This is a genomic window from Streptomyces marincola (genome assembly GCF_020410765.1).
Classification (GTDB): Bacteria; Actinomycetota; Actinomycetes; order Streptomycetales; family Streptomycetaceae; genus Streptomyces; species Streptomyces marincola.
Map to the genome: position 1 here is coordinate 1042569 of NZ_CP084541.1, position 26606 is coordinate 1069174.

Sequence of the window (26606 nt, forward strand, 5' to 3'; positions counted from 1 at the left end):
CCGTGCGCGACGACCGCGCTCGCGGGCGGCAACTCGCGCGGCGCGCGGCCCGTTTCGCCACCTGGCGTCACCGCGCGGGCACCAATCGTGAGGTGCCTGAGCGCCGCCCCGGCGGGGCGGCGGCCTTGCCGTTCACCGGAACGTCGCGGGCCCGACCGCCGGCGGCCGTTGACAACGCCGGGCGCGCTGCGGGAGTTTGACGCGCGTAGAGGCTGTTCTCCCCGCTCCGGAGGGTTCCGTGACCGCTGCACCGACCGCCCCGTCCCCCTACCGGCCGCGCCGCACCGCCGCCGCGCTGCTCGCCGCCGGGCTCTGCGGAACGCTGCTCACCGGCCCGGCGCCGGCCGCCGCCTCCGCCGCGAGCGCGCGCGAGGGGCTGCGCGTGCACGACATCCAGGGCGACACCCGGCTCTCGCCGTTCGAGGGCGAGACCGTCACCGACGTGCCCGGCATCGTCACCGGTGTGCGCGGCTACGGCTCCCGCGGCTTCTGGCTCCAGGACCCCGAGCCCGACGGCTCCGCCGCCACGAGCGAGGGGATCTTCGTCTTCACCGGGTCGGCGCCGCGAGTCGAGACGGGCGACGAGGTCCTGGTCACCGGCCTGGTCGGCGAGTACTACTACGGCGGCGAGGGCGCCGGCGGCCAGTCCGTCACCCAGCTGTCGCAGCCGCGGGTGACGGTGCTGTCCTCGGGCAACGCGCTGCCCCCGCCCGTCGTTCTCGACGCGCGCTCGCTGCCGCGCCACTACGCCCCCTCGGGCGCCGACGGCATCGAGCATCTGCCGCTGCGGCCCGAGTACTACGCGCTCGACCGCTACGAGTCGCTTGAGGGCATGAACGTCTCCATCGGCGACGCGCCCGTCGTCGGCCCGAGCACCGCCTACTACGAGCTGTGGGTCACGCTGGAGCCGCACCGCAACCGGACGGCGGGCGGCGGCACCCGGTACGCCTCCTACGACGCGCAGAACCCGGGCCGGCTGAAGATCGAGTCGCTTGTGCCGGTCTCCCAGGTGCCGTTCCCCTCGGCCGACGTCGGTGACGTCCTGACCGGACCGACCGAAGGCCCGCTGGACTACGACGAGTTCGGCGGCTACACGCTGGCCGCGCGGCAACTGGGGGAGGTGGTGGACGGCGGTCGCGCCCCCGAGGCCACCCGGCCGCAGGCCCCCGACGAACTGGCCGTCGCCGCCTACAACGTGGAGAACCTGCACCCGCGCAGCGGCCAGGCCAAGTTCGACCGGCTCGCGGCGGGCGTGGTGACCTCGCTCGCCGCCCCCGACATCATCGCGCTTGAGGAGATCCAGGACGACAGCGGCCCGAGCGACGACGGAACGGTGTCGGCGGAGGAGACACTGCGGCGGTTCACCGACGCGATCGTCGCCGCGGGCGGCCCGCGCTACGCGTGGCGCGGCATCGACCCGGAGGACGGCAGGGACGGCGGGCAGCCGGGCGGGAACATCCGCAACGCCTTCCTGTTCAACCCCGAGCGGGTGTCGTTCACCGACCGGCCCGGGGGCGGCGCCACCACGCGCACCGAGGCGGTCTCCGTCGACGGCCGCGCGGCCCTGAGCCACTCGCCCGGGCGCGTCACGCCGGAGGACGAGGCGTGGGCGGACAGCCGCAAGCCGCTGGCGGGCGAGTTCGTCTTCCGCGGCGAGACCGTCATCGTGGTCGCCAACCACTTCGCGTCCAAGGGCGGCGACCAGCCGCTGCACGCGCGGTTCCAGCCTCCGGCGCGGGTGACGGAGGAGCAGCGCGTCGCGCAGGCGAGGGAGGTCAACTCGTTCGTGCGGGAGCTGCGCCGGGTCGAGCGGGACGCCCGCGTGGTGGTGCTCGGTGACATCAACGACTTCGAGTTCTCGCCGGTCACCCGCACGCTCACGGCGGGCGGCGCGCTGCGCAGCGCGGTGCTCACGCTGCCGCCCGCCGAGCGGTACACCTACGTGTTCCAGGGCAACTCGCAGGTGCTCGACCAGATCCTGGTATCGCCGGCGATCCGCCGTTTCGAGTACGACATCGTGCACATCAACGCCGAGTTCGCCGACCAGGCCAGCGACCACGACCCGCAGGTGCTGCGCATGCGGCCCTGACCGTGCAGCGGTGCTGAACGGTCGCGGCGCCGTCTACTGAGTGGACCGGCGCCGCGCCGCACCGGGAGACTGCCCGGCATGCACGATGCGACAACGACACCCGCGCCCGCCCCGGCTCCCGTGGCCGCGCCGGGCGCGCCGTTCGGCCGGTGCGCCGCGGCCATGATCACCCCGTTCTCCGCCGACGGCGGAACGCTCGACCGGGCCGGCGCCGGGCGGCTGGCCACCCACCTGGTGGACCGGGGCGGTTGCGACGCCCTGGTCGTCAGCGGCACCACGGGCGAATCGCCGACCACCACGGACGCGGAGAAGACGGCGCTGGTGGCGACGGTGGCCGAGGCCGTGGGCGACCGGGCCGCCGTGGTGGCCGGGGTGGGCACGGCGGACACCGCGCACACCGTCGCGCTGGCGCGCGCGGCGCGGGGCGCCGGCGCGCACGGCCTGCTCGTCGCGACGCCGTACTATTCGCGCCCCCCGCAGGAGGCGATCGTCCACCACCTGCGGACGGTGGCGGACGCGACCGACCTGCCCGTGATGCTGTACGACAACCCGGTCAGGACCGGCGAGGGCACGGCCCTGACCGCCGACTCGCTGCGGGCGCTCGCGGAACACCCGCGCATCGTGGCGGTCAAGGACTGCTCGGGCGACCTGCTGAAGGCCGGCCTGGTGCTGCGCGAGACCGGCCTCGCCGTGTACGCGGGCAGCGACGAGCTGACCCTGCCGCTGCTCGCGCTCGGCGCCGCCGGCTGCGTCAGCACGGCGGCGAACGTCGCGGGTCCTCAGGTGCGCGGCGTCATCGACGCGTTCGCCGCGGGCGACACCGAGGGAGCCGCCAGGCGGCACCTCGCGCTGCTCCCGCTGGTGGACGCGCTGATGAACGAGGTGCCTGGCACGGTGGCGGTCAAGGCGCTGTTCCGCGCGGCGGGGCTGCCGGGCGGCCCGGTGCGCGGGCCGCTGCTGCCGGCAGGCGAGGAGCTGACGGCCCGGCTGGCCGGTGTGCTCACCGACGTGCTCGGCGGCGCGGAGGGGTGAAACGGCGGCGCGCGCGCCCGGCCTCACTCCGGCCGGGGCGGCGCCGCCGCGGCGAGGTCGCGCGTCAGCAGCGTGGCTCCGGCCACGGCGCCCGGCATGAGCACCACGGCGGCCAGCGGCACCAGGAACGCGAGCACCAGCGGCACGCCGAAGCCGAGCGCGAGCCCGAGCCGCGCGCGCAGCAGCCGCAGCCGGTGCTCCAGGGGGATGCCGCGCCGTTCCATGCCGAGGGAGACCAGTTCCACGGTCAGGAAGAAGCCGGAGACGGAGAAGCCGAGCGCGGGCACGACCGTCTGCCCGAGCACGGGGACGAAGCCGAGCACGAACAGCGGCAGCGTGAACATCAGGACCCGGAGCAGCACCCGCACGCTGTCGCGCAGCGAGATCCACAGCTCGACCACGAGCGGCCGGTCGGGACCGGCCGGGAGGTGGCCCTCGTCGCGCTCGACCTGCTCGGACAGGGACTCGTAGAACGGGTCGCCGATCAGCAGGGTCACGGCCGTGAAGGTGATGACGGCGAGCAGCAGCCCGAAGGCGAACATCAGGAAGGCGAACGTGGTGCGCAGCACCGCCTGCCAGGTGTCGTCCCAGTCGTCGGCGAACGGGGTGGCCCAGGCCGCGGCGTCGCCCGCGTACAGGGCGAGGACGACCAGCGCCGCGGCGTAGAGCACCAGGGTGATGAGGGCCGGGAGCAGGCCCCACGCCAGCCACCGCCGGTGCGTGAACACCCACGCCTGGCCCCGCACCACGTACCGTATCCCCGCCGCGAAATCTCTCACGGCGGCAAGATTATCCGGCCCGCTCCCCCGTCCCGCACCGCGTACGCCCGGCGGGACGGGGGCGCCCGCCGCCGCGGACGCCCGGGCGCGGACGGTCAGTTGTGCTGGTGGAGCGCCGCGTTCAGGCCGCCCCAGGCCCCGGTGCGCTGCAACGCCTCGACGGCGCCCGTGGTGGAGTTGCGGCGGAAGAGGAGGTTGTGCGCGCCGGACAGCTCGCGGGCCTTGACCACGGACCCGTCGGGGAGGGTGACGCGGGTGCCCGCGGTGACGTACAGCCCGGCCTCCACGACGCAGTCGTCGCCGAGCGAGATGCCGATGCCGGCCTGGGCGCCGAGCAGGCAGCGCTCACCGATCGAGACGACCTCCTTGCCGCCGCCGGAGAGGGTGCCCATGATGGACGCGCCGCCGCCGATGTCCGAGCCGTCGCCCACCACGACGCCCGCGCTGATGCGGCCCTCGACCATCGAGACGCCGAGCGTGCCGGCGTTGAAGTTGACGAAGCCCTCGTGCATGACGGTCGTACCGGTGGCCAGGTGGGCGCCGAGGCGGACCCGGTCGGCGTCACCGATGCGGACGCCGGACGGCGTGACGTAGTCGGTCATGCGGGGGAACTTGTCGACGCTGGTGACCGCGAGGTGCCCGCCCGCGGCGCGCACGGCGAGCCTGGCCTGCTCGACGCGGTCCACGGGCACCGGGCCCGCGCTGGTCCAGGCGACGTTCGCGAGCAGGCCGAAGATGCCTTCGAGGCTGAGGCCGTGCGGGCGGACCAGGCGGTGGCTGAGGAGGTGCAGGCGCAGGTAGACGTCGTGGGCGTCGAGCGGCTTCTCCGCGAGTCCTGAGATGACCGTGCGCACCGCCACGACCTCGACGCCGCGCGCCGGGTCGGGGCCGACGGCGCCGGCGGCGTGCTCGCCGAGCAGTTCGGCGGCCTGTTCCGGGCTCAGTCGCTCGGTGCCGGCCGGGCCGGGCGCCTCGTCGAGTCGGGGGGCGGGGTACCAGGTGTCGAGAACGGCGCCTTCCGTGGTGATCGTGGCGAGCCCGGCGGCGATGGCGCCGCTGGTGGTCGTGGCGGCGGTGGTGTCGGTCATGGGTCCGACGCTAACCGGTGGGTGGCCGCGGCGGCGAACCGGTCCCGGGAAGCGGTCGCCCAGACTCCTCAGGAGCCACGCGTCCGGGCGGCCGGAGCGCCGGAGGAGTGACCGCGCCTGCGCGTCGGCTTCTGCCGGGAGCGGGCGGCGGCGATCCTTGCGGCGCACGGCACCGTTCAGCTCATACGGTTTTCACCGTTCTCACCGAAGGAGACATACATGGCCGAATGCGAGGTCTGCGGCAACGACTACCGGATGGCGTTCGAGGTGCGCGCCGCGGGCGAGGTGCACGTCTTCGACAGCCTGGAGTGCGCGGCCCAGCGCATGGCGCCGGTCTGCGAGAACTGCCAGTGCCGCATCCTGGGCCACGGCCTGGAGACGGAGGACGGGCACTTCTACTGCTGCGCGCACTGCGCCCGCGCCCAGGGCCACGCGCAGCTCGTCGACCACGCCTGAACGCCGTCCCGGGCCGCGGCGTGCCGCGCGGGCGGGCCGGGCGGCCCGCCCGCCGGGCGGCGGCTCAGACGTTGAAGCCGAGGGCGCGCAACTGCTCGCGCCCGTCGTCGGTGATCTTGTCGGGGCCCCACGGCGGCATCCACACCCAGTTGATCTTCAGCTCGCGGACCAGGCCCTCCGTCGCGGTCCTCGCCTGGTCCTCGATCACGTCGGTCAGCGGGCAGGCGGCCGAGGTCAGGGTCATGTCCACCGTCGCCACGTTGTCCTCGTCGACGTGGACGCCGTAGATCAGCCCGAGGTTGACGACGTCGATCCCGAGTTCGGGGTCGACGACGTCCATCATCGCCTCGCGGATCTCTTCCTCGCCCGCCGGCGCGGTCGTCGTCTCGCTCACAGCTTCTCCTTCACCGGGCCCTCGCCCAACGCCTGGGCGGTGGCGTCCTTCCATGCCATCCAGCTCAGCAGGGCGCACTTGACGCGCGCCGGGTACTTCGAGACGCCCGCGAACGCGACCGCGTCCTCAAGCACCTCCTCCATCGCGTCGTCCGGCACGACCTGGCCGCGGGACTGCATCAGCGTCAGGAAGGTCTCCTGGATGTCCCGGGCGTGCGCCAGGTCCTTGCCGACCAGCAGTTCGTTGAGCACGGAGGCGCTCGCCTGGCTGATCGAGCAGCCCTGCCCCTCGTAGGAGACGTCGGCGAGCACCTCCCCCTCGTAGCGGACCCGCAGCGTGATCTCGTCCCCGCACGTCGGGTTGACGTGGTGCACCTCGGCGTCGCCCTCGCGCAGGCCGCGCCCGTGCGGGTGCTTGTAGTGGTCCAGGATCACGTCCTGGTACATGGATTCCAGCTGCACGTCGTCAAACCGCCCTCATCGGAAGAAGCCACGGACGTACTCCAGGCCCGCGACGAGGGCGTCGACCTCGGCCGGCGTGGAGTACAGATAGAACGACGCCCGCGTGGTCGCGGGAATTCCGTAGCGCAGGCAGACCGGCCGGGCGCAGTGGTGCCCGACCCGCACGGCGATGCCCTGCTCGTCGAGCACCTGGCCCACGTCGTGCGGATGGATGTCCGCGAGCGTGAACGAGATCGTCGCCCCGCGGTCCTCCCCCGACACCGGGCCGATGATCCTCAGGTCGGGCACCTCCGAGAGCCGTTCGAGCGCGTACTGGGTGATCGCGTGCTCGTGCGCGGCGATCCGGTCCATGCCGATGCCGGACAGGTAGTCGACGGCCGCGCCGAGGCCGACCGCCTGCGCGATCGGGGGCGTGCCCGCCTCGAACTTGTGCGGCGCGGGCGCGTACGTCGAGGCGCTCATCGTGACCGTCTCGATCATCTCGCCGCCGCCGAGGAACGGCGGCAGGTCCTCAAGCAGCTCCTGGCGGCCCCAGAGCACGCCGATGCCGGTCGGGCCGCACATCTTGTGGCCCGTGAACGCGACGAAGTCCGCCTGGAGCGCCTGCACGTCGAGCGGCATGTGCGGCGCGGCCTGCGAGGCGTCGATCACCACGAGGGCGCCGACCTGCTGGGCGCGGCGGATGATCGCCTCGTACGGGTTGACGGTGCCGAGCACGTTGGACACCAGCACGAACGAGACGACCTTGGTCCGTTCCGTGATGACCTGGTCGAGGTCGGACAGGTCGAGCCTGCCGTCGTCGGTGAGGCCGAACCACTTCAGCTTCGCGCCCGTGCGCTGCGCGAGGAACTGCCACGGCACGATGTTGGAGTGGTGCTCCATCTCCGTGATGACGATCTCCGTGCCGGAGTCCACCCGGTACGGCTCGTCGGCCCAGCCCAGCATGTTGGCCACGAGGTTGAGCGACTCGGAGGCGTTCTTGGTGAAGACCACCTCGTCACGGCTCGGCGCGTTGACGAACGCGGCCACCTTGTCCCGCGCCCCCTCGTAGAGGGCCGTGGCCTCCTCGGCCAGCACGTGCACGCCGCGGTGCACGTTGGCGTGATGGCGCTCGTAGTAGGCGTTCATCGCGTCGAGCACCTGGCGCGGCTTCTGGGAGCTGGCCGCGTTGTCCAGGTACACCAGCCGCTTGCCGCCGTGCACGGTGCGGTCCAGCAGGGGGAAGTCCTTGCGGATCGCCTCGGTGTCCAGCAGCCCCGGCGGTGCCGCCGGAATCGCCTCGGTCATGAGGCGCCTCCCTTGGTGTACTGCTCGTAGCCCTCGGCCTCAAGCTTGTCGGCCAGCTCCGCGCCACCGGACTCCACGACCCGGCCGCCCGCGAAGACGTGCACGTGGTCGGGCTTGATGTAGCGCAGGATGCGCGTGTAGTGCGTGATCAGCAGGGTGCCGACCTCGCCGCTCTCCCTGACCCGGTTCACGCCGTCGGAGACGATGCGCAGCGCGTCGATGTCGAGCCCCGAGTCGGTCTCGTCCAGGATGGCGACCTTCGGCTTCAGCAGTTCGAGCTGAAGGATCTCGTGCCGCTTCTTCTCACCGCCGGAGAAGCCCTCGTTCACGTTGCGCTCGGCGAACGCGGGGTCCATCTCCAGCCGCTCCATGGCCTCCTTGACCTCCTTGACCCAGGTCCGCAGGCGCGGCGCCTCGCCGCGCACGGCGGTGGCCGAGGTGCGCAGGAAGTTGGAGACGGAGACGCCGGGCACCTCGACGGGGTACTGCATCGCGAGGAAGACGCCGGCGCGGGCGCGCTCGTCGACGGACATCTCCAGGACGTCCTCGCCGTCGAGGGTGACGGTGCCGCCGGTGACGGTGTACTTGGGGTGGCCGGCGAGCGAGTACGCCAGGGTGGACTTGCCGGAGCCGTTCGGGCCCATGATGGCGTGCGTCTCGCCCTGCTTCACGGTCAGGTCGACCCCGCGCAGGATCTCTTTGGGGCCGCCTTCGCCGTCGACGGAAACGTGCAGGTCGTGGATCTCAAGCGTTGCCATGGGGATGCCTCAGGACTCCTGGGTGACGGAGACGAGCACGGCGGCGCCGGGGCCGTCTCCTTCGATCTTGACGGGGTAAACGGGGATGGGGCGGGTCGCGGGCAGGCCCGAGGGCTCGCCCGTGCGCAGGTCGAAGCTGGAGCCGTGCAGCCAGCACTCGATCCGGCAGTCGGTCACCTCGCCCTCGGAGAGCGAGACGTTCGCGTGCGAGCAGGTGTCGTCGACGGCGAACACCGAACCCTCGGTGCGCACCACGGCCACGGGGACTCCGCCCAGCTCGACCCGCCGGGGGACGTCCTCCTCCAGGTCGCCCACCGTGCAGACGGGAACGAATCCCTCGGTGCCACTCATGCGATGGACTCCGCCAGCTCGGCTTCGAGCCGCGCGATCAGCCGCTCCTCGACGTCCGGGACGCCGATCTGCTGCACCAGCTCGGCGAAGAAGCCGCGCACGACCAGGCGGCGGGCCTCCTCGGCCGTGATGCCGCGGGCCATCAGATAGAACAGTTGTTCGTCCTCGAACCTTCCCGTGGCCGAGGCGTGGCCCGCGCCGGCGATCTCACCGGTCTCGATCTCCAGATTGGGGACGGAGTCCACCCGCGCCCCGTCGGTCAGGACCAGGTTGCGGTTCAGCTCGTAGGTGTCGGTGCCGGTGGCCGCGGCCCGGATCAGCACGTCGCCGATCCACACCGCGTGCGCCCGCTCGCCCTGGAGCGCGCCCTTGTACGCCACGTTGCTGCGGCAGTTGGGGGCGGAGTGGTCCACCAGCAGGCGGTGCTCCTGGTGCTGGCCGTCGTCCGTGAAGTACAGCCCGTACAGCTCGGCCTCGCCGCCCGGGCCCGCGAAGTCCACCCGCGGGTGGAGCCGCACCACGTCACCGCCGAAGGTGACCACGACGGACTTGAACGAGGCGTCGCGCCCGACGAGCGCGCTGTGCTGCGAGCAGTGCACGGCCGTGTCCGCCCAGTCCTGCACCGAGACCACGGTCACCTTCGCGCCCTCGCCGACGTGGAACTCCACGTTGGCCGCGCGCACCGCGTCGCCGGTGTGGTCGAGGACGAGGACCACCTCGGCGAAGCGCCCGACGTCGAAGACGGTGTGCCCGAACGTCACGCCGCCCTCGCCGTGCAGGCTCACGCGCACCGGCTCGGCCGGGACGGCCTCCGCGGCCACCGTGACGACCGTGGCCTTCTCGAAGGCGCTGAACGCCTGCGCGGCGACCCGGTCGGCGGGCTTGCCCGCCCGGCCGATCCGCGGGTCGTCGCGGTCCACGGTCTCGACGGTGACGCCGTCGGGGGCGGTGATCTCCGCCTTGATCGATCCGTCCGCGGTGGCGGTGCCGTCGTGCAGCCCCCGCAGCCGCTCCAGAGGAGTGAAGCGCCACTCCTCCTCGCGCCCGTGGGGCACCGGGAAGTCCGCCACGTCGAAGGACGGCGGCGCGCTCATCCGGGTGGCCACGGTGGACTCCGCGGCCACCGCGACCGCTCCTCCCGAGCCGGCACCGGCCGGGGTGCTCTGGGCCTCAGCCATGGGTGTCGTCGTGCTCACTCTCTTGATCGGCCTGCTGAACGGCTCTGTCCGCCCCAGGTCTGCTTCGAATCTGCTTCAGGTCTGCTTCAGTCTGGTTCCGCTGTGCCGCGGGTACGCCGGGGTCAGCCGACGGCGCCCTCCATCTGGAGTTCGATCAGCCGGTTCAGCTCAAGGGCGTACTCCATCGGCAGCTCCTTGGCGATCGGCTCGACGAAGCCGCGCACGATCATCGCCATCGCCTCGTCCTCGGACAGGCCGCGGCTCATCAGGTAGAACAGCTGGTCGTCGCTCACCTTCGAGACGGTCGCCTCGTGCCCCATCGTCACGTCGTCCTCGCGGACGTCCACGTACGGGTAGGTGTCGGACCGCGAGATGGTGTCGACGAGCAGCGCGTCGCACAGCACGTTGGACTTCGAGCCCTCGGCGCCCTCGTTGATCTCGATGAGGCCGCGGTAGGACGTGCGCCCGCCGCCGCGGGCCACCGACTTGGAGACGATGTTGGAGGAGGTGCGCGGCGCCATGTGCACCATCTTGGCGCCGGCGTCCTGGTGCTGCCCCTCGCCCGCGAAGGCCACGGACAGCGTCTCGCCCTTGGCGTGCTCGCCCATCAGGTAGACCGCCGGGTACTTCATGGTGACCTTGGAGCCGATGTTGCCGTCGACCCACTCCATGGTGGCGCCCTCGTAGGCCACGGCGCGCTTGGTCACCAGGTTGTACACGTTGTTCGACCAGTTCTGGATGGTCGTGTAGCGGCAGCGGCCGCCCTTCTTGACGATGATCTCCACGACCGCGGAGTGCAGCGAGTCCGAGTTGTAGATGGGCGCGGTGCAGCCCTCGACGTAGTGCACGTACGCGTTCTCGTCGACGATGATCAGCGTCCGCTCGAACTGCCCCATGTTCTCCGTGTTGATACGGAAGTACGCCTGGAGCGGGATGTCCACGTGCACGCCCGGCGGCACGTAGATGAACGATCCGCCGGACCAGACGGCCGTGTTCAGCGCGGCGAACTTGTTGTCCCCGGCCGGGATCACGGTGCCGAAGTGCTCCTGGAACAGCTCCGGGTGCTCCCGCAGCGCCGTGTCGGTGTCGAGAAAAAGCACGCCCTGCCGCTCCAGGTCCTCGCGGATCTGGTGGTAGACGACCTCCGACTCGTACTGCGCGGCGACGCCGGCGACGAGGCGCTGCTTCTCCGCCTCGGGGATGCCGAGCCGGTCGTAGGTGTTCCTGATGTCCTCCGGCAGGTCCTCCCAGCTCTGGGCCTGCTTCTCGGTGGAGCGCACGAAGTACTTGATGTTGTCGAAGTCGATGCCGCTGAGGTCGGAGCCCCAGTTCGGCATGGGCTTCTTGCCGAACAGCTTCAGGCCCTTCAGGCGCAGCTTGAGCATCCAGTCCGGCTCGGACTTCTTGGCCGAGATGTCGCGGACGACGTCCTCCGACAGGCCGCGCCTGGCGGCGGCACCGGCCGTGTCGGAGTCGGCCCAGCCGTACTCGTACTTGCCCAGACCCTCGAGTTCGGGGTGTGCCGTCTCCGTGGGGAGCGTCATGCGGGGTTCCTCCCGGCGATGCGTGGTGGTGCGGTGGTCTCGGTGCCCTCCGCGGCCCCGGCCGCCTGCTCGGAGCGGGGAACGAAGGTCGTGCAGACACCGTCACCATGGGCGATGGTGGCCAGGCGCTGCACATGGGTGCCCAGCAGGCGGGAGAAGACCTCGGTCTCCGCCTCGCACAGCTGCGGATAGCGGGCGGCGGCGTGCGCCACCGGGCAGTGATGCTGGCACAGCTGCTCCCCCGCGGGCGCGGGGACCCCGCGCGCCACGGCGGCGTAGCCGTGGTGGGACAGGGCCTCGGCCAGGGCGCGGGCCCGGTCCTCGGGCGCCGCCCGCTCCAGGAACGGGCGGTACTGCTCGGCCTGCGCCTCGGCCCTGGCCCGGGCGAACGCCATGACGGCCGCCGCCCCCTGGTCGCCGGCGGCGCGCTCGATCCAGCGCAGCGCCTCGACGGCCAGCTCGTCGTAGGCGTGGCCGAACGCCTCACGGCCGGAGTCGGTGACCGCGAAGACCTTGGCGGGGCGGCCCCTGCCGCGCGAACCGTGCACCCGCTTCTCGCGGGGCTCGACCAGTCCGTCGGCGACGAGTGCGTCCAGGTGGCGGCGCACGGCCGCCTGGGTGAGCCCGAGCCGGCCGGCCAGGTCGGCCGCCGTGGACGGGCCGTGGTCCAGAATGGAACGCGCGACGCGACGCCGCGTCCCCGACTGCTCCTCGGGCGCGGCGGGCAGCGCGGGTCCGCCGACGGCCTCGGTGGCCCCCGGCACCTCCATGCGCTGGCTCCGCTTTTTCACAACGCCATTGTTGCGTAATTCGAGCGGCGCGAGCAAGCTCGGTCCTGACCTGGCCGAATGCAGTGCATCACGTAAGGCGAACCTTACTTCCCCGGGCGCGCGCCGGCCGCGCGCGCCCGGGCTCCCGGGGGCGGCCTGCGGACCGGGGCCGCGGCCTTTCTAGACTCCCCTGCATGCACACCCCAGGGGCCGGACCGGCCGTCGAAGCAGTCGGCCTGGTCAAACGGTACGGCCGCACGACCGCGCTCGACGGTCTCGACCTGACCGTGCGCCGCGGGACCGTGACGGCCGTGCTCGGGCCGAACGGGGCCGGCAAGACGACGGCCGTCGAGTCCTGCGAGGGCTACCGCGTCCCCGACGCCGGCCGGCTGCGCGTGCTCGGGCTCGACCCCGTGGCGCAGGCCGCCGCGCTGCGCCCGCGCATCGGCGTGATGCTCCAGCGCGACGGGGTCTACCCGGGCGTGCGCGCGATGGAGATGCTGCGCCACGTGGCGCGGCTGCACGCGCACCCGCTCGACGTCGGCGAACTGGCCGGCCGGCTCGGCCTCGACAGCTTCGGGCGCACCACCTACCGGCGGCTCTCGGGCGGGCAGCGGCAGCGGCTCGCGCTGGCGCTCGCCCTCGTGGGCCGCCCCGAGCTGGTCTTCCTCGACGAGCCGACCGCGGGACTCGACCCGCAGGCCAGGCACGCCACGTGGGCGCTGATCAGGGAGCTGCGCGACGACGGGGTGACCGTGCTGCTCACCACGCACCACATGGAGGAGGCGGAGGAGCTGGCCGACGAGGTCGCCATCGTCGACGCCGGGCGCGTCATCGCGCACGGCGGCCCGGCCGAGCTGAGCCGCGGCGGTGCCTCGGACGTGCTCCGCTTCACCGGCAGGCCCGGCCTCGACCTGGTCTCGCTGCGCCAGGCGCTGCCGGTGGGCAGCGAGGCCACCGAGCCGAGTCCTGGCAACTACCGCATCACCGGCGACGTCGGCCCGCGCCTGCTCGCCACCGTCACCGCCTGGTGCGCCCAGCACGGCGTGCTCGCCGACCGGATCACCACCAGGCGGCACACCCTTGAGGACGTCTTCCTCGAACTGACCGGCAAGGAGCTGCGGCCGTGAGCGCCGAGACCGACCGGGGCACCGGCCGCCACACCCCGCGTCCGGGCGGCGCGCCGCTGCCCCGCATGATCGCCGCGCAGGCCGCCCTGGAGACCAGGATGCTGCTGCGCCACGGCGAGCAGCTGCTGCTCACGGTGGTCATCCCGACGCTGCTGCTCGTGCTCTTCAGCAGCGTGGACGTCGTGGACGTCGGCGAGGGCGAACGCGTGGACTTCCTCGCTCCCGGCATCCTCGCGCTCGCGGCGCTGTCCACCGCGTTCACCGGCCAGGCCATCGCCACCGGCTACGAACGCAGGTACGGGGTACTCAAGCGCCTGGGCGCCTCGCCGCTGCCGCGCTGGGGGCTGATGTGCGGCAAGACGTGCGCGGTCCTGGTGACCCTCGCGCTCCAGACCGTGCTGCTCACCTGCGTCGCCCTCGCCCTCGGCTGGGACCCGCGGGGCAACCCGGCGGCGGCGGCCCTGCTGATGCTGCTCGGCGCCGCCGCGTTCTCCGGTCTCGGCCTGCTCATGGCGGGCACGCTGCGCGCCGAGGTGACGCTCGCCGCGGCGAACCTCGTGTTCGTGCTGCTGCTGTTCTTCGGCGGCGTGATCATCCCGCTGGACGACTTCCCCGGCGCGCTGCGCGACGTGTTCGGGCTGCTGCCCGTCGGCGCCCTGTCGGACGGCCTGCGGTCGGTGCTGCGCGAGGGCGCGGGAATGCCGTGGGGGGACGCGGCGGTCCTCGCCTGCTGGGCCGTGCTCGGCCTCGGCGCCGCGGCCCGCTTCTTCCGCTGGGAGTGACCCCCGCGGGCCGCGCGCGCCCGGCCGGCCCTGCGCCCCCGCCAAGCCCCCGACCTGCTGGGACGCGCTTGCGGCGCGGACGGTCGGCCCCCCTCGTGAAAGCGCGCACAAGCGGGGGCCTAGCATGAGAGTGTGCTGAAAGCAGTGCGAAACCCCCTCGCCTTCATCGCCGGCCGCTGGACGCCGCACCCGCGCACCGTGCGCCGTGCGGCCCTGACCGCCCTCGTCATGAGCGTGTGCATCGTCGTCACCGGCGGCGCGGTCCGGCTCACCGGCTCGGGGCTCGGCTGCGAGACCTGGCCCAAGTGCAGCGACGACAGCCTGGTCGCGACCACCGAGATGGGCTGGCACGGGCTGATCGAGTTCGGCAACCGCATGCTCACGTACGTGGTGAGCGCCGCCGTGGGCTGGACCATCGTCGCCGCGCGCTCGGCCAAGCCGCGGCGCCGCGGACTGACCCGGCTCGGCTGGGCGCAGTTCTGGGTCGTCGCGGGCAACGGCATCCTCGGCGGCATCACCGTGCTGACCGAGCTGAACCCGTTCATCGTCGCCGCGCACTTCCTGGCGGCCACGGCGCTGATCACGGCCGCCACCGTCACCTGGCAGCGCACGCGCGAGGGCGACGAGGCGCCCCGCCCGCTGGTCGGGGTGCGGCTGCGGCGGGCCGTCCTCGGGCTCACCGCGCTCACCGCGGCGCTGATCGTCGTCGGCACGGGGGTCACGGGCAGCGGCAAGCACGCGGGGGACAGCAGCGACATCGAGCGCATGCCGTTCGACTGGGAGACCATCACCCGCGTCCACTCGGCGCTCGCCTGGGCGGTCGTGCTGGCCACGGCGGCGATCTGGTTCGCGCTGCGCCGCGCGGACGCGCCGCACGCGGTGCGGGCGAGGGCCAGGGACCTGTTCGCCGTCCTGATGGCGCAGGGCGTCATCGGCTACACGCAGTACGCCCTCGACGAGCCCGAACTGCTCGTCGGCGTGCACCTGTTCGGCTCCGCGCTGGTGTGGATCTTCACCCTCAGGCTGCTGCTCGCCACGCGCGACCGCGGTCCCGCGCCCGCCCCGGCGGACACGCCGTCGCCGCGGGACCCGGCGCGGTCGCGGGCGGCCGAGCGGCGCACCGAGCCCGAGCCCGCCCCGGCCTCCTGACACCGGCCCTGACGCCCGCCCTGGGCCCCTCCTGACCCGAGGGCTCCGGGCGGGCGTCAGGCCGTCTCCTCACTCGCCACCGCCGCCACCACCACCGCCGTCCGCGCCCGCGCCGCCCGACCCCTCGGAACCGCCGGACGCCCCGTCCGCACCATGAGAGCCGCCGGAGCCGTCCGCGTCACCGGCGCCGTCCCGCCCCGCGCGTTCCGTCGCGTCGGGAACGGCCGCGGCGGGCGCCGCGCCGGCCGTCGCCTCGCCGGGGCCGCCGAGCTGGCTGCCCGCCATCCGCTCCCACTCGTAGCGGCCGGTCCGCAGCCGCGCGGCCATCTCCCCGTCCAGCGCGTCCCTGAGCGGAACGCCCGCCCGGGCCGCCGCGGCGGCCAGCGCCGCGCGGTCCCGGTCGACCAGGTCGCCGAAGGCGCCGTCGGCGGCCACGAGCACCAGCCGGTGCCCGCGGAGACCGAGGTGGGCGACGTGGCCCTCGGCGCCGCCGCCGTGCGCGGCGGCGAAGGATCGGATGCGCTTGGTCAGCCGGGCCACGCGGCGTTCGTCCCGGCCGGCCTCACGGCTCCCTGCGGGGCCGGTGGCCTCCGGTGCGGCGGCGGGGGATTTCGCGGATTCAGCGTCAGCCATGTCCGCATCCTACTGGCCGGTAGCCTCTTTGGCCCGAGGCCGCGGCGAGCGGAGCGGCCCGGGGGCCGCACCGGTCAGCGCAGGAACGGGTCGATCGCCACCGCGAGGAACACCACCGACACATAGGTGATGGACCAGTGGAAGAGGCGCATCTCCTTCAGCTTCGCGCCCCGCTGCCCGGCGCGCGCCCGCGCCAGCAGGCTGTGCGCCTCCCACAGCCACCACCCGCCGGCCAGGCCCGCGACCACCGGGTAGAACCAGCCGGTGTAGCCGAGCGGCCACAGGGCCATCGAGACGAGGACCATCACCCAGCTGTAGACGACGATCTGCCGTGCGACGACCGTGTTGGCCGCGATCACCGGGAGCATGGGGACGCCCACCCGGGCGTAGTCCTCCTTGACCCGCATCGACAGCGGCCAGTAGTGCGGCGGCGTCCAGAAGAAGATGACGAGGAAGAGGATCACGGCCGCCCACGAGAGCGAGTTCGTGACCGAGGACCAGCCGATGAGCACCGGCAGGCATCCGGCGATGCCGCCCCACACGATGTTCTGCGCGGTGCGGCGCTTGAGCAGCATCGTGTACCCGAGCACGTAGAACAGCAGTGCGCCCAGCGCGAGGCCGGCCGACAGCCAGTTCACCGTCAGCCCGAACCACAGCGTCGAGACCACGGCGAGCAGGATGCCGAACGCCAGGCACTCCCCCGGCCGCACGACTCCGGTCACCAGCGGCCGGTTGCGGGTGCGCTCCATGAGCGCGTCGATGTCGCGGTCGATGTACATGTTCAGCGCGTTCGCGCCGCCCGCCGAGAGGTAGCCGCCGAGGCAGGTGGCGAAGACCAGCCACAGGTCGGGCACGCCCTGCTCGGCGAGGAACATCACCGGAACGGTCGTGATGAGCAGCAGTTCGATGATGCGGGGCTTCGTCAGCGCGATGAACGCCTTGACCCGGTCTCCCGCCGTCCACTGGGCGGAATCCGGAACCGGCCCGGCCACGGGACGGGAATCGACGGCCGTCACGGACACCCCTGATCATGCGACATCAGCGATTGGCGCTGCGGGCGAAAGGGCGGGTCCCGGCCCCGGGCGGACCGGCGGCGGTCGGAACTCGCGCGTACGTCGTCACTCTAGACGCCCGGCTTGCCCACCTTGGCGGCGGGGTACCGCTGCGGGGGCGCCCGTGTCGGCGCTCACACCGGGGAACGCGCCCGGAGGGCGCGACGCAGCGGCACGGCGCCGGGAGCCGCCCGCACGCCGTTCCCCGCCCTGGCCCCACCCTGACCACGACCTGACCACGCCCTCACCACGACCTGGACGCGACCCGACTGCGACCTGACATCGGAGCCCGTCCCCCCGGGTCGGCCGGCCCGCCGGAGGTAGGCTCGACAGCGCCCGTGAGCCGTATCCGCCACCCGGCGGAGAGGCCCCATCACCGGCCTGCCTTATGCGGAGAGGAGCCCTGACGCAGGGTGAGCAGCAAGCCGACGACCTCAGACCTCGAATGGACGGATCTGGACGACCGGGCCGTGGACACCGCCCGGCTCCTGGCCGCCGACGCCGTGCAGAAGGTCGGTAACGGCCACCCCGGCACGGCCATGAGCCTGGCGCCCGCCGCCTACCTGGTGTTCCAGAAGCTGATGCGGCACGACCCGTCCGACCCCGCCTGGACGGGGCGCGACCGCTTCGTGCTGTCCGTGGGTCACACCAGCCTCACGCTCTACGTGCAGCTCTACCTGGCCGGCTACGGCCTGGAGCTCGACGACCTGAAGTCGTTCCGCACGTGGGGCTCGCGCACGCCCGGCCACCCCGAGTTCGGCCACACGGCCGGCGTCGAGACGACGACGGGACCGCTGGGCCAGGGCATCGGCAACGCGGTGGGCATGGCGATGGCCGCCCGCTACGAGCGCGGCATCTTCGACCCGGACGCGGAGCCGGGCACCTCGCCGTTCGACCACACCATCTGGGTGTTCGCCGGCGACGGCTGCCTCCAGGAGGGCGTGGCCGCCGAGGCCGCCTCCCTGGCCGGGCACCAGAAGCTGGGCAACCTGGTCCTGCTGTACGACGACAACCACATCTCGATCGAGGGCGACACCCAGACGGCCTTCTCCGAGGACGTCCTCGCCCGTTTCGAGGCGTACGGCTGGCACGTCCAGCGCGTGGCCCCCAAGGACAACGGGGACCTCGACCCGCGCGCCCTGCACGCCGCGTTCACCGCCGCGCGGGACGAGACGGACCGGCCCTCGATCATCGCGGCGCGTTCCGTCATCGCCTGGCCCGCGCCGAACGCCCAGAACACCGAGGCCGCGCACGGCTCCGCGCTCGGCGCCGACGAGGTCGCCGCCACCAAGCGGGTGCTCGGCTTCGACCCGGAGCAGCAGTTCCAGGTCGAGGACGCGGTGCTCGCGCACGCCAGGAGCGCCGTCGAGCGCGGGCAGACCGCGCGCGCCGAATGGGACAAGCGCCTCGCCGCCTGGCGGCAGGCGAACCCGGAGCGCGCGGCGGAGTTCGACCGCATCCGCGCCGGGCAGCTGCCCGAGGGCTGGGAGAAGGCGCTGCCGGTCTTCGACCCCGGCACCGACGTGGCCACCCGCAAGGCGTCCGGCACCGTGCTCAAGAAGCTCGGCGCGGTGATCCCCGAGCTGTGGGGCGGCTCGGCCGACCTCGCCGGCTCCAACAACACCACCATCGACGCCTCCTCGTCGTTCCTGCCCGCGGGCAACCCGCTGGCCGAGGCCGACCCGTACGGCAGGACCGTGCACTTCGGCATCCGCGAGCACGCCATGGGCTCGGCCATGAACGGCATCGCGCTGCACGGCAACACCCGCGTCTACGGCGGCACGTTCCTCGTCTTCTCCGACTACATGCGCCCGGCCGTGCGCCTGGCCGCGCTGATGAAGCTGCCGGTCACCTACGTGTGGACGCACGACTCCATCGGCCTCGGCGAGGACGGCCCCACCCACCAGCCCGTCGAGCACCTCGCGGCGCTGCGGGCCATCCCCGGCCTGAACATCGTGCGGCCCGCCGACGCGAACGAGACCGTCATCGCGTGGCGCGAGATCCTCCGGCGCGACAACGCCCCGCACGGGCTCGCCCTCACGCGGCAGAACGTGCCGACGTACGCCGCCAACGAGGAAGCGGCCAAGGGCGGTTACGTGCACACCGAGGCCGAGGGCGGCGCGCCGCGCGCGATCCTGCTCGCCACCGGCTCCGAGCTGCACCTCGCGCTGCGGGCCCGCGAGGAGCTCCAGGCCGAGGGCGTGCCCACCCGCGTGGTCTCGATGCCGTGCGTGGAGTGGTTCGAGGAGCAGGACCAGGCGTACCGGGACCACGTGCTGCTGCCGGACGTGAAGGCGCGGGTGGCCGTCGAGGCGGGCGTCGGGCTGACGTGGCACGCCTACGTCGGAACGGCCGGACGCATCGTGTCGCTCGAACACTTCGGCGCCTCCGCCGACTACAAGACGCTGTACCGCGAGTTCGGCATCACGCCCGAGGCGGTCGCCCAGGCGGCGCGGGAATCTCTGACGGCCGCCGGGCGCTGACACCGGTACACGAGACAGCAGGAGAAGCGAATCCCATGACCGACGCACTGAAGCGCCTCTCGCAGGAGGGTGTCGCGATCTGGCTGGACGACCTGTCCCGCTCGATGATCACGTCCGGAAGCCTCGGCGAACTGCTCGACCAGCAGCACGTCGTGGGGGTCACCACGAACCCCTCGATCTTCCAGAAGGCGATCTCCGCCGGCGAGGGCTACGAGGAGCAGCTGGCCGATCTGGCCGCGCGCCGGGTCACGGTGGAGGAGGCGGTGCGCATGATCACCACCGCCGATGTCCGGGACGCGGCCGACGTGCTGCGCCCGGTCTACGAGGCCACGGGCGGGCTCGACGGCCGGGTGTCCATCGAGGTCGACCCGCGCCTGGCGCACAACACGCGCGCCACCGTGGCCGAGGCCAAGCAGCTGGCGTGGCTGGTCGACCGGCCCAACACGTTCATCAAGATCCCGGCGACCCGGGCCGGGCTGCCCGCGATCACCGAGACCATCGCCCGGGGCATCAGCGTCAACGTGACGCTGATCTTCTCGCTTGAGCGCTACCGCGAGGTGATGGAGGCGTACCAGGCGGGTCTGGAACAGGCGCAGGCCAAGGGCCTCGACCTGTCGACGATCTACTCGGTGGCGTCGTTCTTCGTGTCCCGCGTGGACACCGAGATCGACAAGCGGCTGGCGGCCATCGGCACCGAGCAGGCCACCGCGCTGCGCGGCAAGGCCGCCGTCGCGAACGCCAGGCTCGCCTTCCAGGCGTACGAGGAGGTCATCTCCGGCGAACGCTGGCAGGTGCTCTCCCGGGCCGGCGCCAACCCGCAGCGCCCGCTGTGGGCGTCCACCGGCGTCAAGGACCCGGCCTACGCCGACACGCTGTACGTCACCGAGCTGGTGGCCCCCGGCACCGTCAACACCATGCCGGACGCCACGCTGCGGGCCACGGAGGACCACGGCGAGATCACGGGGAACACCGTGGGCGGCACCTACGAGCAGGCCCGCGCCGACCTGGACGCGCTTGAGCGGGTCGGCGTGTCCTACGACGACGTGGTGCAGCTGCTTGAGGACGAGGGCGTGGAGAAGTTCGAGACGGCCTGGACCGGGCTGCTCGACTCCACGCAGGCCGAGCTGGAGCGTCTGGCCGGCGGGGAGGACTGAACACCGGTGAGCGGCAGCGCGAACCACATCAACCCCCTGCGTTCGTCGCAGGACCGGCGGCTCCCGCGCATCGCGGGGCCGTCGGGCCTGGTCATCTTCGGCGTCACCGGTGACCTGTCCCGCAAGAAGCTCATGCCCGCCGTGTACGACCTCGCGAACCGGGGGCTGCTGCCGCCGGGCTTCTCCCTGGTGGGCTTCGCCCGCAGGGAGTGGGCGGACGAGGACTTCTGCGCCGTCGTCCACGAGTCCGTCAAGCGGTACGCGCGCACGCCGTTCCGCGAGGAGGTGTGGCGCCAGCTGGCCGACGGGATGCGGTTCGTCTCGGGGACCTTCGACGACGACGACGCGTTCGTCAACCTCCGCGGGACGATCGACGCCCTGGACAAGGAGCGCGGCACGGGCGGGAACTTCGCCTTCTACCTGTCGGTGCCGCCCAAGTTCTTCCCCAAGGTCGTGCAGCAGCTCAAGCGGCACGGCCTGTCGGACCCGCCCGCCGACTCCTGGCGGCGCGCGGTCATCGAGAAGCCGTTCGGGCACGACCTGGCCTCGGCGCAGCAGCTGAACCAGGTGGTGCACGAGGTCTTCCCGCCGCACGAGGTCTTCCGCATCGACCACTACCTGGGGAAGGAGACGGTGCAGAACATCCTGGCCCTGCGGTTCGCCAACACGATGTTCGAGCCGATCTGGAACCGGTCGTACGTGGACCACGTGCAGATCACGATGGGTGAGGACATCGGCATCGGGGGCCGGGCCGGCTACTACGACGGCATCGGCTCGGCGCGCGACGTCATCCAGAACCACCTGCTCCAGCTGCTCGCGCTGACCGCGATGGAGGAGCCGACCTCCTTCGACGCGGACGCGCTGGTGACGGAGAAGCTGAAGGTGCTCGACGCGGTGAAGCTGCCGGAGGACCTGGGCCGGCACACCGTGCGCGGGCAGTACACCGCGGGCTGGCAGGGCGGCCAGAAGGTGGCCGGCTACCTGGAGGAGGAAGGCATCGACCCGGCCTCCGTGACCGACACCTACGCGGCGATGCGGCTGGAGATCGACAACCGCCGCTGGGCGGGCGTGCCGTTCTACCTGCGCACCGGCAAGCGGCTCGGCCGGCGCGTGACGGAGATCGCGGTGGTGTTCCAGACGGCGCCCTACTCGCCGTTCGACACCACCGACACCCAGGAACTGGGGCACAACGCCCTGGTCATCCGCGTGCAGCCGGACGAGGGCGTCACCGTGCGCTTCGGTTCCAAGGTGCCGGGCACGCAGATGGAGATCAGGGACGTCACCATGGACTTCGCCTACGGCGAGTCGTTCACGGAGTCGAGCCCCGAGGCGTACGAGCGGCTGCTGCTCGACCTGCTGCTCGGTGACGCCAACCTCTTCCCCCGGCACCAGGAGGTCGAGCGTTCCTGGGAGATCCTCGACCCGATCGAGGAGTTCTGGGCGGAGCACGGCAGGCCGGAGCCGTACACGGCGGGCACCTGGGGCCCCAAGGCGGCGGATGAGATGCTCGGGCGCGACGGACGGAGCTGGCGACGGCCATGAACATCGACCTGACGGACACCACGTCGAGCCAGATCAACGCGGCTCTGGTCAAGGCACGGCGAGCAGTCGGCTCGACCGTGGGCATGGTGCTCACCCTGGTCGTCGTGACGGACGAGGGAAACCACTACGACGCGCTGAAGGCGGCGAGCGACGCCTCCAAGGAGCACCCGTCGCGCATCCTGGTCGTCATCAAACGCCCGGGGCGCTCGCCGCGCGAGCGCGCTTCCGCCAGGCTCGACGCCGAGGTGCGTGTCGGCGGCGACGTCGGCAACGGCGAGACGGTCCTGCTTCGGCTGCGCGGCGAACTGGCGGCGCACGCCCACAGCGTCGTGCTGCCGCTGCTGCTGCCGGACGCCCCGGTGGTGGTGTGGTGGCCCGAGGAGGCGCCGGAACGGCCGGCGGAGGATCTGCTCGGCGCCCTGGCGCAGCGGCGGATCACCGACACGGCCGCCGCGGAGGACCCGGTGGCGGCCCTGTGCCGGCAGGCGGAGGTGTACGCGCCGGGCGACACCGACCTGGCATGGACCAGGGTCACCCCCTGGCGCAGTGTGCTCGCGGCGGCCCTGGACCAGAAGCACACGGAGATCGTCTCGGCCGAGGTGGAGGGCGAGGAGCACAACGCGAGCACGGAACTGCTCGCGCTGTGGCTCGCCGAACGCCTGTGCGTGCCCGTGGAGCGGGTGATCTCGCCGGGACCCGGCATCACCGCCGTCCGGCTGAACGTGGCGGACGGCGTGATCCGCCTCGACCGCCCCAGCGGTTCCCTCGCCACCCTCGCCGTGCCGGGCCAGCCCGACCGGCAGGTGGCCCTGCACCGGCGCAGCACGGCCGAGCTGATCGCCGAGGAGCTGCGCCGTCTCGACCCGGACGAGGCGTACGCCCAGGCGGTACGGCACGGCGTCGGCCAGCTGCACAAGCGGCGCGGCGGGACGAGCACCGCGCCGGACGGGTCGGCGGGCGCGCCGGGCACCGAGCGGCCCGTGGCCGGGAAGGGCGCGGCCGGTTCCGGCAAGGGAGCGGCCGGCGGCCCGCAGGGGAAGCCGGAGCAGAAGTCCGAGCAGAAGCCCGCGCAGGGGAGCAAGGGCGGCAGGAAGGCGGAGCAGCCGTCATGACGCCCACGCCGCCCCCCGGGCTCTCGGTCGTGATCCACCGCGACAAGGAGCTGCTCGCGCACGCGGCGGCGGCCCGGCTCGTCACCGCCCTGGCCGACGCCCAGGCCGCGGGCGGCGCGGCCTCTGTGGTGCTGACCGGCGGGCGCAACGGGAACGGCCTGCTGGCCGCGCTCGCGGCCTCGCCGGCCAGGGACGCGGTGGACTGGGGCCGGCTCGACGTGTGGTGGGGGGACGAGCGCTTCCTGCCGCACGGCCACCAGGACCGCAACGACACCCAGGCCAGGGCGGCACTGCTCGACGCGGTGCCGCTCGACCCGGAACGGGTCCATCCGATGCCGGCGTCCGACGGCCGTTTCGGGGACGACCCGGAGGCGGCCGCGGCCGGCTACGCGGAGGAACTGGCCGCCGCGGCAGGCCCGTTCGACGTGCTGCTGCTCGGCGTCGGGCCGGACACGCACGTCGCTTCGCTGTTCCCCGGGCACGCCGCCACCGGCGTCGCCGACCGGACCGTCGTCGCGGTCCGTGAGGCGCCCAAGCCGCCGCCCACGCGCCTGTCGCTCACCCTGCCGGTGATCAACTCGGCGCGCGAGGTGTGGTTGCTCGCCGCCGGGGAGGACAAGGCGGAGGCGGTGGGCACGGCGCTCGGCCCCGAGGGCCGTGCGAGCGGTGCGCCCGCCGCCGCCGTGGCCGGCGAGCGCACGCTGTGGCTGCTCGACGAGGCCGCGGCGGCCCGCCTGCCGGGGGCCTGACGGCCCGGGCGCCGGGCCCGGGCCGCCTCCCCCTCGCGGGGACGGCCCGGGCTCAGCGCCCGCGCAGCTCGCGGTACGTGGCGACCAGCGACGCCGTGGAGGCGTCGAGCCCGGCCACCTCGCCGCCCTCGGTGAGAGCCGGCTCGACGCGCTTGGCGAGCACCTTGCCCAGCTCGACGCCCCACTGGTCGAAGGAGTCGATGTCCCACACCGCGCCCTGGACGAACACCTTGTGCTCGTAGAGCGCGACGAGCTGCCCGAGAACGGACGGCGTCAGCTCGCGGGCGAGGATCGTGGTGGTGGGCCGGTTCCCGGGGAAGGTGCGGTGCGGCACCAGTTCCTCCGCGACTCCTTCGGCCCGAACCTCGTCGGCGGTCTTGCCGAAGGCGAGCGCCTGCCCCTGCGCGAACAGGTTGGCCATCAGCAGGTCGTGCTGGGCCGCGAGGTCGTCGCTCAGCTCCGCGACGGGCCGTGCGAAGCCGATGAGGTCGGCGGGAATGACCTTGGTGCCCTGGTGGAGCAGCTGGTAGTAGGCGTGCTGCCCGTTCGTGCCCGGGGTGCCCCACACGACGGGTCCCGTCTGCCAGGCGACGGGGCGGCCCTGCCGGTCGACGTACTTCCCGTTGGACTCCATGTCCAGCTGCTGGAGGTAGGCGGTGAAGCGGGACAGGTAGTGGCTGTAGGGCAGGACGGCGTGCGACTGGGCGTCGAAGAACGCGCCGTACCAGACGCCGAGCAGGCCGAGCAGCAGCGGCGCGTTCTCCTCGAACGGCGCGGTCCTGAAGTGCTCGTCGACCAGCCGGAATCCGTCGAGCATCTCGCGGAACCGGTCGGGACCGATCGCGACCATGAGGGAGAGGCCGATGGCCGAGTCGTACGAGTACCGGCCGCCGACCCAGTCCCAGAACTCGAACATGTTGGCCGTGTCGATGCCGAACTCGGCGACCTTCCCGGCGTTGGTCGACACCGCGACGAAGTGCCGTGCGACGGCGGCGCTGTCGCCGCCGAGCCCGTCGAGCAGCCAGCGGCGCGCGGACGTGGCGTTGGTGATGGTCTCGATGGTCGTGAACGTCTTGGAGGCCACGACGAACAGGGTCTCGGCCGGGTCGAGGTCGCGCACGGCCTCGTGCAGGTCGGCGCCGTCCACGTTGGAGACGAAGCGGAACGCCAGGTCCCGCGCCGTGTAGGGGCGCAGCACCTCGTACGCCATCGCGGGGCCGAGGTCGGAGCCGCCGATGCCGATGTTGACGACCGTGCGGATGCGCCGGCCGGTGTGGCCCTTCCACTCCCCCGACCGCACCCGCTCCGCGAAGTCCGCCATGCGGTCGAGCACGGCGTGCACCGCGGGCACGACGTTCTCGCCGTCCACCTCGACGACCGCGTCCGCGGGTGCCCGCAGCGCGGTGTGCAGGACGGCGCGGTCCTCGGTCACGTTGATGCGCTCCCCGCGGAACATGGCGTCCCGCAGACCGGCCACGCCCGTCGCGGTCGCGAGCCGCCGGAGCAGCGCGAGGGTCTCGTCCGTCACGAGCTGCTTGGAGTAGTCGATGTGCAGGTCCCCGACCCGCAGGACGTACCGCCCGGCCCGGTCCGGGTCCCGCTCGAACAGCTCGCGCAGGTGCACCTCCCCCAGCTCGTCGCGGTGCTTGCCCAGCGCGCTCCACTCGGTCATCCGATCGAGCCTGTCTCGGCCGGCCACGTTCATCTCGCCCTCAGCCCATCCGTCGCAGTGAAGTTTCCAGGCCGGTCCCACGCCGGGGCCCGCCTTCGCGAGGAGCCGCCCGGCTCGCTGATCGAACGCCCCTCTTGACAACGGACCCTAGTCGATCGCCGCCGCGCCACCGCCGGACGGCCGGGCCGGGACGCGGCCGGCCCCGGACACGCGACCGGCCAGTGGGCGCCGTGCGGCGTGCCACTGGCCGGTCGCGTGTTCGGGCCGGTCGTGCCCCCGTCAGATCTCGCCGCGCAGCTTCGCCAGGGCTTCGGCGAGGATCGCCTCGCCGTCGGCGTCGCTGCGGCGCTCGCGCACATAGGCGAGATGCGTCTTGTAGGGCTCGGTGCGCGGGGGGTCCGGCGGGGCGTCGCGCTGTGTGCCCGCCGGGAATCCGCAACGCGGGCAGTCCCACGTTTCCGGGATCTGTGCGTCGCTGGCGAAGCTGGGCTGTGTCTCGTGCCCGTTCGCACACCAGAAGGAGACCCTCAGCCGAGGCGCGGACTCGCCGCGCTCGGCCTCACCCATGGGCCCCGCCCCGACCCGGCTGCCCCGGATCGCGTTGCCACCTGCCACGGTCGTTACTCCTGCCTGACATCCTGCGAAGTCCTCAGTCTATGCAAGGCTCAACGCACGTCCAGTGCTGGGAGTTACTTGAGACAGGTCTCGGCTGGGCGACAGGATCAGGACTTCATCAGCAGACCGAGGACCACGACGATCGCCGCCCACATGAGGCCGACGACCACGGTGATCCGGTCCAGGTTGCGCTCGGCGACCGAAGAACCGCCGACGGAGGACTGCATGCCACCGCCGAACATGTCGGAGAGGCCGCCGCCCTTGCCCTTGTGCATCAGCACGAGCAGCGCCAGCAGGGCGCTGAACACGATCAGGGCGATCTGGAACGCCGTTTCCACGACTGGAC

At 72.8% G+C, this 26606-nt stretch carries 26 protein-coding genes; 11 read left to right on the forward strand and 15 right to left on the reverse strand.

Annotated features, from left to right (window positions below; translation table 11 throughout):
- The first annotated feature begins 238 nt into the window (after nt 1-238).
- Together LC193_RS04400 and dapA are read left to right on the forward strand one after the other, a co-directional pair.
- Nucleotides 239-2089 (forward strand): endonuclease/exonuclease/phosphatase family protein, encoded by a 1851-nt coding sequence (locus LC193_RS04400; RefSeq protein WP_404819346.1) that lies wholly within the window; start codon nt 239-241, stop codon nt 2087-2089.
- 78 nt (nt 2090-2167) lie between these two features.
- A complete protein-coding gene (gene dapA, locus LC193_RS04405) occupies nt 2168-3121 on the forward strand; it encodes a 4-hydroxy-tetrahydrodipicolinate synthase (RefSeq protein ID WP_226071747.1) in 954 nt (317 codons plus the stop codon).
- A gap of 23 nt (nt 3122-3144) precedes the next feature.
- Here the strand turns inward: dapA and LC193_RS04410 are convergent, their stop codons facing one another.
- Nucleotides 3145-3900 (reverse strand): EI24 domain-containing protein, encoded by a 756-nt coding sequence (locus LC193_RS04410; RefSeq protein WP_226071748.1) that lies wholly within the window; start codon nt 3898-3900, stop codon nt 3145-3147.
- A gap of 95 nt (nt 3901-3995) precedes the next feature.
- Nucleotides 3996-4988, reverse strand: coding sequence for a 2,3,4,5-tetrahydropyridine-2,6-dicarboxylate N-succinyltransferase (gene dapD, locus LC193_RS04415; RefSeq protein ID WP_226071749.1), 993 nt, complete (start codon nt 4986-4988; stop codon nt 3996-3998).
- A gap of 219 nt (nt 4989-5207) precedes the next feature.
- Here dapD and LC193_RS04420 point away from each other — a divergent pair, with 219 nt between their 5' ends.
- A complete protein-coding gene (locus tag LC193_RS04420) occupies nt 5208-5444 on the forward strand; it encodes a hypothetical protein (RefSeq protein ID WP_226071751.1) in 237 nt (78 codons plus the stop codon).
- A gap of 64 nt (nt 5445-5508) precedes the next feature.
- On the opposite strand, the gene LC193_RS04425 is transcribed toward LC193_RS04420, so the two are convergent.
- From LC193_RS04425 to LC193_RS04460, 8 genes are all read right to left on the reverse strand, one after another.
- Nucleotides 5509-5838, reverse strand: a complete 330-nt coding sequence (locus LC193_RS04425) for a metal-sulfur cluster assembly factor (RefSeq protein WP_086161216.1) — start codon at nt 5836-5838, stop codon at nt 5509-5511.
- Entirely contained in the window at nt 5835-6299 is a 465-nt protein-coding gene (sufU, locus tag LC193_RS04430; RefSeq protein ID WP_086161215.1) for a Fe-S cluster assembly sulfur transfer protein SufU, read from the reverse strand. The genes LC193_RS04425 and sufU overlap by 4 nt, the downstream gene beginning before the upstream one ends.
- 15 nt (nt 6300-6314) lie before the next feature.
- Complete coding sequence (locus tag LC193_RS04435; RefSeq protein ID WP_226071753.1) at nt 6315-7586, reverse strand: cysteine desulfurase; 1272 nt, start codon at nt 7584-7586, stop codon at nt 6315-6317.
- On the reverse strand, nt 7583-8344 hold the full coding sequence (gene sufC, locus LC193_RS04440) for a Fe-S cluster assembly ATPase SufC (RefSeq protein ID WP_086161213.1): 762 nt from the start codon (nt 8342-8344) through the stop codon (nt 7583-7585). The genes LC193_RS04435 and sufC overlap by 4 nt, the downstream gene beginning before the upstream one ends.
- Before the next feature lie 9 nt (nt 8345-8353).
- Nucleotides 8354-8695, reverse strand: coding sequence for a non-heme iron oxygenase ferredoxin subunit (locus LC193_RS04445; protein WP_226071755.1), 342 nt, complete (start codon nt 8693-8695; stop codon nt 8354-8356).
- On the reverse strand, nt 8692-9873 hold the full coding sequence (sufD, locus tag LC193_RS04450) for a Fe-S cluster assembly protein SufD (protein ID WP_226071756.1): 1182 nt from the start codon (nt 9871-9873) through the stop codon (nt 8692-8694). The genes LC193_RS04445 and sufD overlap by 4 nt, the downstream gene beginning before the upstream one ends.
- Before the next feature lie 122 nt (nt 9874-9995).
- Nucleotides 9996-11417, reverse strand: coding sequence for a Fe-S cluster assembly protein SufB (sufB, locus tag LC193_RS04455; RefSeq protein ID WP_086161210.1), 1422 nt, complete (start codon nt 11415-11417; stop codon nt 9996-9998).
- Nucleotides 11414-12187: a helix-turn-helix transcriptional regulator gene (locus LC193_RS04460; protein ID WP_086161209.1), complete on the reverse strand. Its 774-nt coding sequence runs from the start codon at nt 12185-12187 to the stop codon at nt 11414-11416. Before LC193_RS04460 ends, sufB begins: the two co-directional genes overlap by 4 nt.
- A gap of 194 nt (nt 12188-12381) precedes the next feature.
- On the opposite strand from LC193_RS04460, the gene LC193_RS04465 reads away from it, so the two are divergent.
- The 3 genes from LC193_RS04465 to LC193_RS04475 all read left to right on the forward strand — a co-directional run bounded on the left by LC193_RS04465 (nt 12382) and on the right by LC193_RS04475 (nt 15248).
- Nucleotides 12382-13317: an ABC transporter ATP-binding protein gene (locus LC193_RS04465; protein ID WP_226071757.1), complete on the forward strand. Its 936-nt coding sequence runs from the start codon at nt 12382-12384 to the stop codon at nt 13315-13317.
- A 65-nt stretch (nt 13318-13382) separates the two neighbouring features.
- Complete coding sequence (locus LC193_RS04470) at nt 13383-14099, forward strand: ABC transporter permease (protein ID WP_404819516.1); 717 nt, start codon at nt 13383-13385, stop codon at nt 14097-14099.
- 132 nt (nt 14100-14231) lie between these two features.
- Nucleotides 14232-15248 carry a COX15/CtaA family protein gene (locus LC193_RS04475; RefSeq protein WP_226071761.1) on the forward strand — a complete coding sequence of 339 codons (1017 nt, stop codon included), beginning with the start codon at nt 14232-14234 and terminating at the stop codon, nt 15246-15248.
- A 69-nt stretch (nt 15249-15317) separates the two neighbouring features.
- Here the strand turns inward: LC193_RS04475 and LC193_RS04480 are convergent, their stop codons facing one another.
- A complete protein-coding gene (locus LC193_RS04480; RefSeq protein ID WP_226071763.1) occupies nt 15318-15881 on the reverse strand; it encodes a hypothetical protein in 564 nt (187 codons plus the stop codon).
- Between the two features lie 74 nt (nt 15882-15955).
- Nucleotides 15956-16903, reverse strand: a complete 948-nt coding sequence (locus LC193_RS04485) for a heme o synthase (protein WP_404819347.1) — start codon at nt 16901-16903, stop codon at nt 15956-15958.
- A gap of 443 nt (nt 16904-17346) precedes the next feature.
- Between LC193_RS04485 and tkt the strand changes: the two genes are divergently transcribed.
- From tkt to pgl, 5 genes are read left to right on the forward strand one after another with little or no spacing between them, the layout of a single operon-like run.
- On the forward strand, nt 17347-19416 hold the full coding sequence (gene tkt, locus LC193_RS04490) for a transketolase (protein WP_226071765.1): 2070 nt from the start codon (nt 17347-17349) through the stop codon (nt 19414-19416).
- 35 nt (nt 19417-19451) lie between these two features.
- Complete coding sequence (gene tal, locus LC193_RS04495) at nt 19452-20570, forward strand: transaldolase (protein ID WP_226071766.1); 1119 nt, start codon at nt 19452-19454, stop codon at nt 20568-20570.
- Between the two features lie 6 nt (nt 20571-20576).
- Nucleotides 20577-22112: a glucose-6-phosphate dehydrogenase gene (zwf, locus tag LC193_RS04500; protein WP_226071767.1), complete on the forward strand. Its 1536-nt coding sequence runs from the start codon at nt 20577-20579 to the stop codon at nt 22110-22112.
- The gene (gene opcA / locus LC193_RS04505) at nt 22109-23224 is read left to right on the forward strand and encodes a glucose-6-phosphate dehydrogenase assembly protein OpcA (RefSeq protein WP_226071768.1); all 1116 of its coding nucleotides are present in this window, start codon (nt 22109-22111) and stop codon (nt 23222-23224) included. Before zwf ends, opcA begins: the two co-directional genes overlap by 4 nt.
- Complete coding sequence (gene pgl, locus LC193_RS04510) at nt 23221-23973, forward strand: 6-phosphogluconolactonase (protein ID WP_226071769.1); 753 nt, start codon at nt 23221-23223, stop codon at nt 23971-23973. The genes opcA and pgl overlap by 4 nt, the downstream gene beginning before the upstream one ends.
- Before the next feature lie 52 nt (nt 23974-24025).
- Here pgl and pgi read toward each other — a convergent pair whose 3' ends face one another.
- The 3 genes from pgi to secG all read right to left on the reverse strand — a co-directional run bounded on the left by pgi (nt 24026) and on the right by secG (nt 26598).
- Complete coding sequence (gene pgi, locus LC193_RS04515; protein WP_226071770.1) at nt 24026-25678, reverse strand: glucose-6-phosphate isomerase; 1653 nt, start codon at nt 25676-25678, stop codon at nt 24026-24028.
- A 246-nt stretch (nt 25679-25924) separates the two neighbouring features.
- A complete protein-coding gene (locus LC193_RS04520) occupies nt 25925-26260 on the reverse strand; it encodes an RNA polymerase-binding protein RbpA (protein WP_077062098.1) in 336 nt (111 codons plus the stop codon).
- 107 nt (nt 26261-26367) lie between these two features.
- Nucleotides 26368-26598, reverse strand: coding sequence for a preprotein translocase subunit SecG (secG, locus tag LC193_RS04525; RefSeq protein WP_226071772.1), 231 nt, complete (start codon nt 26596-26598; stop codon nt 26368-26370).
- Nucleotides 26599-26606 lie beyond the last annotated feature (8 nt).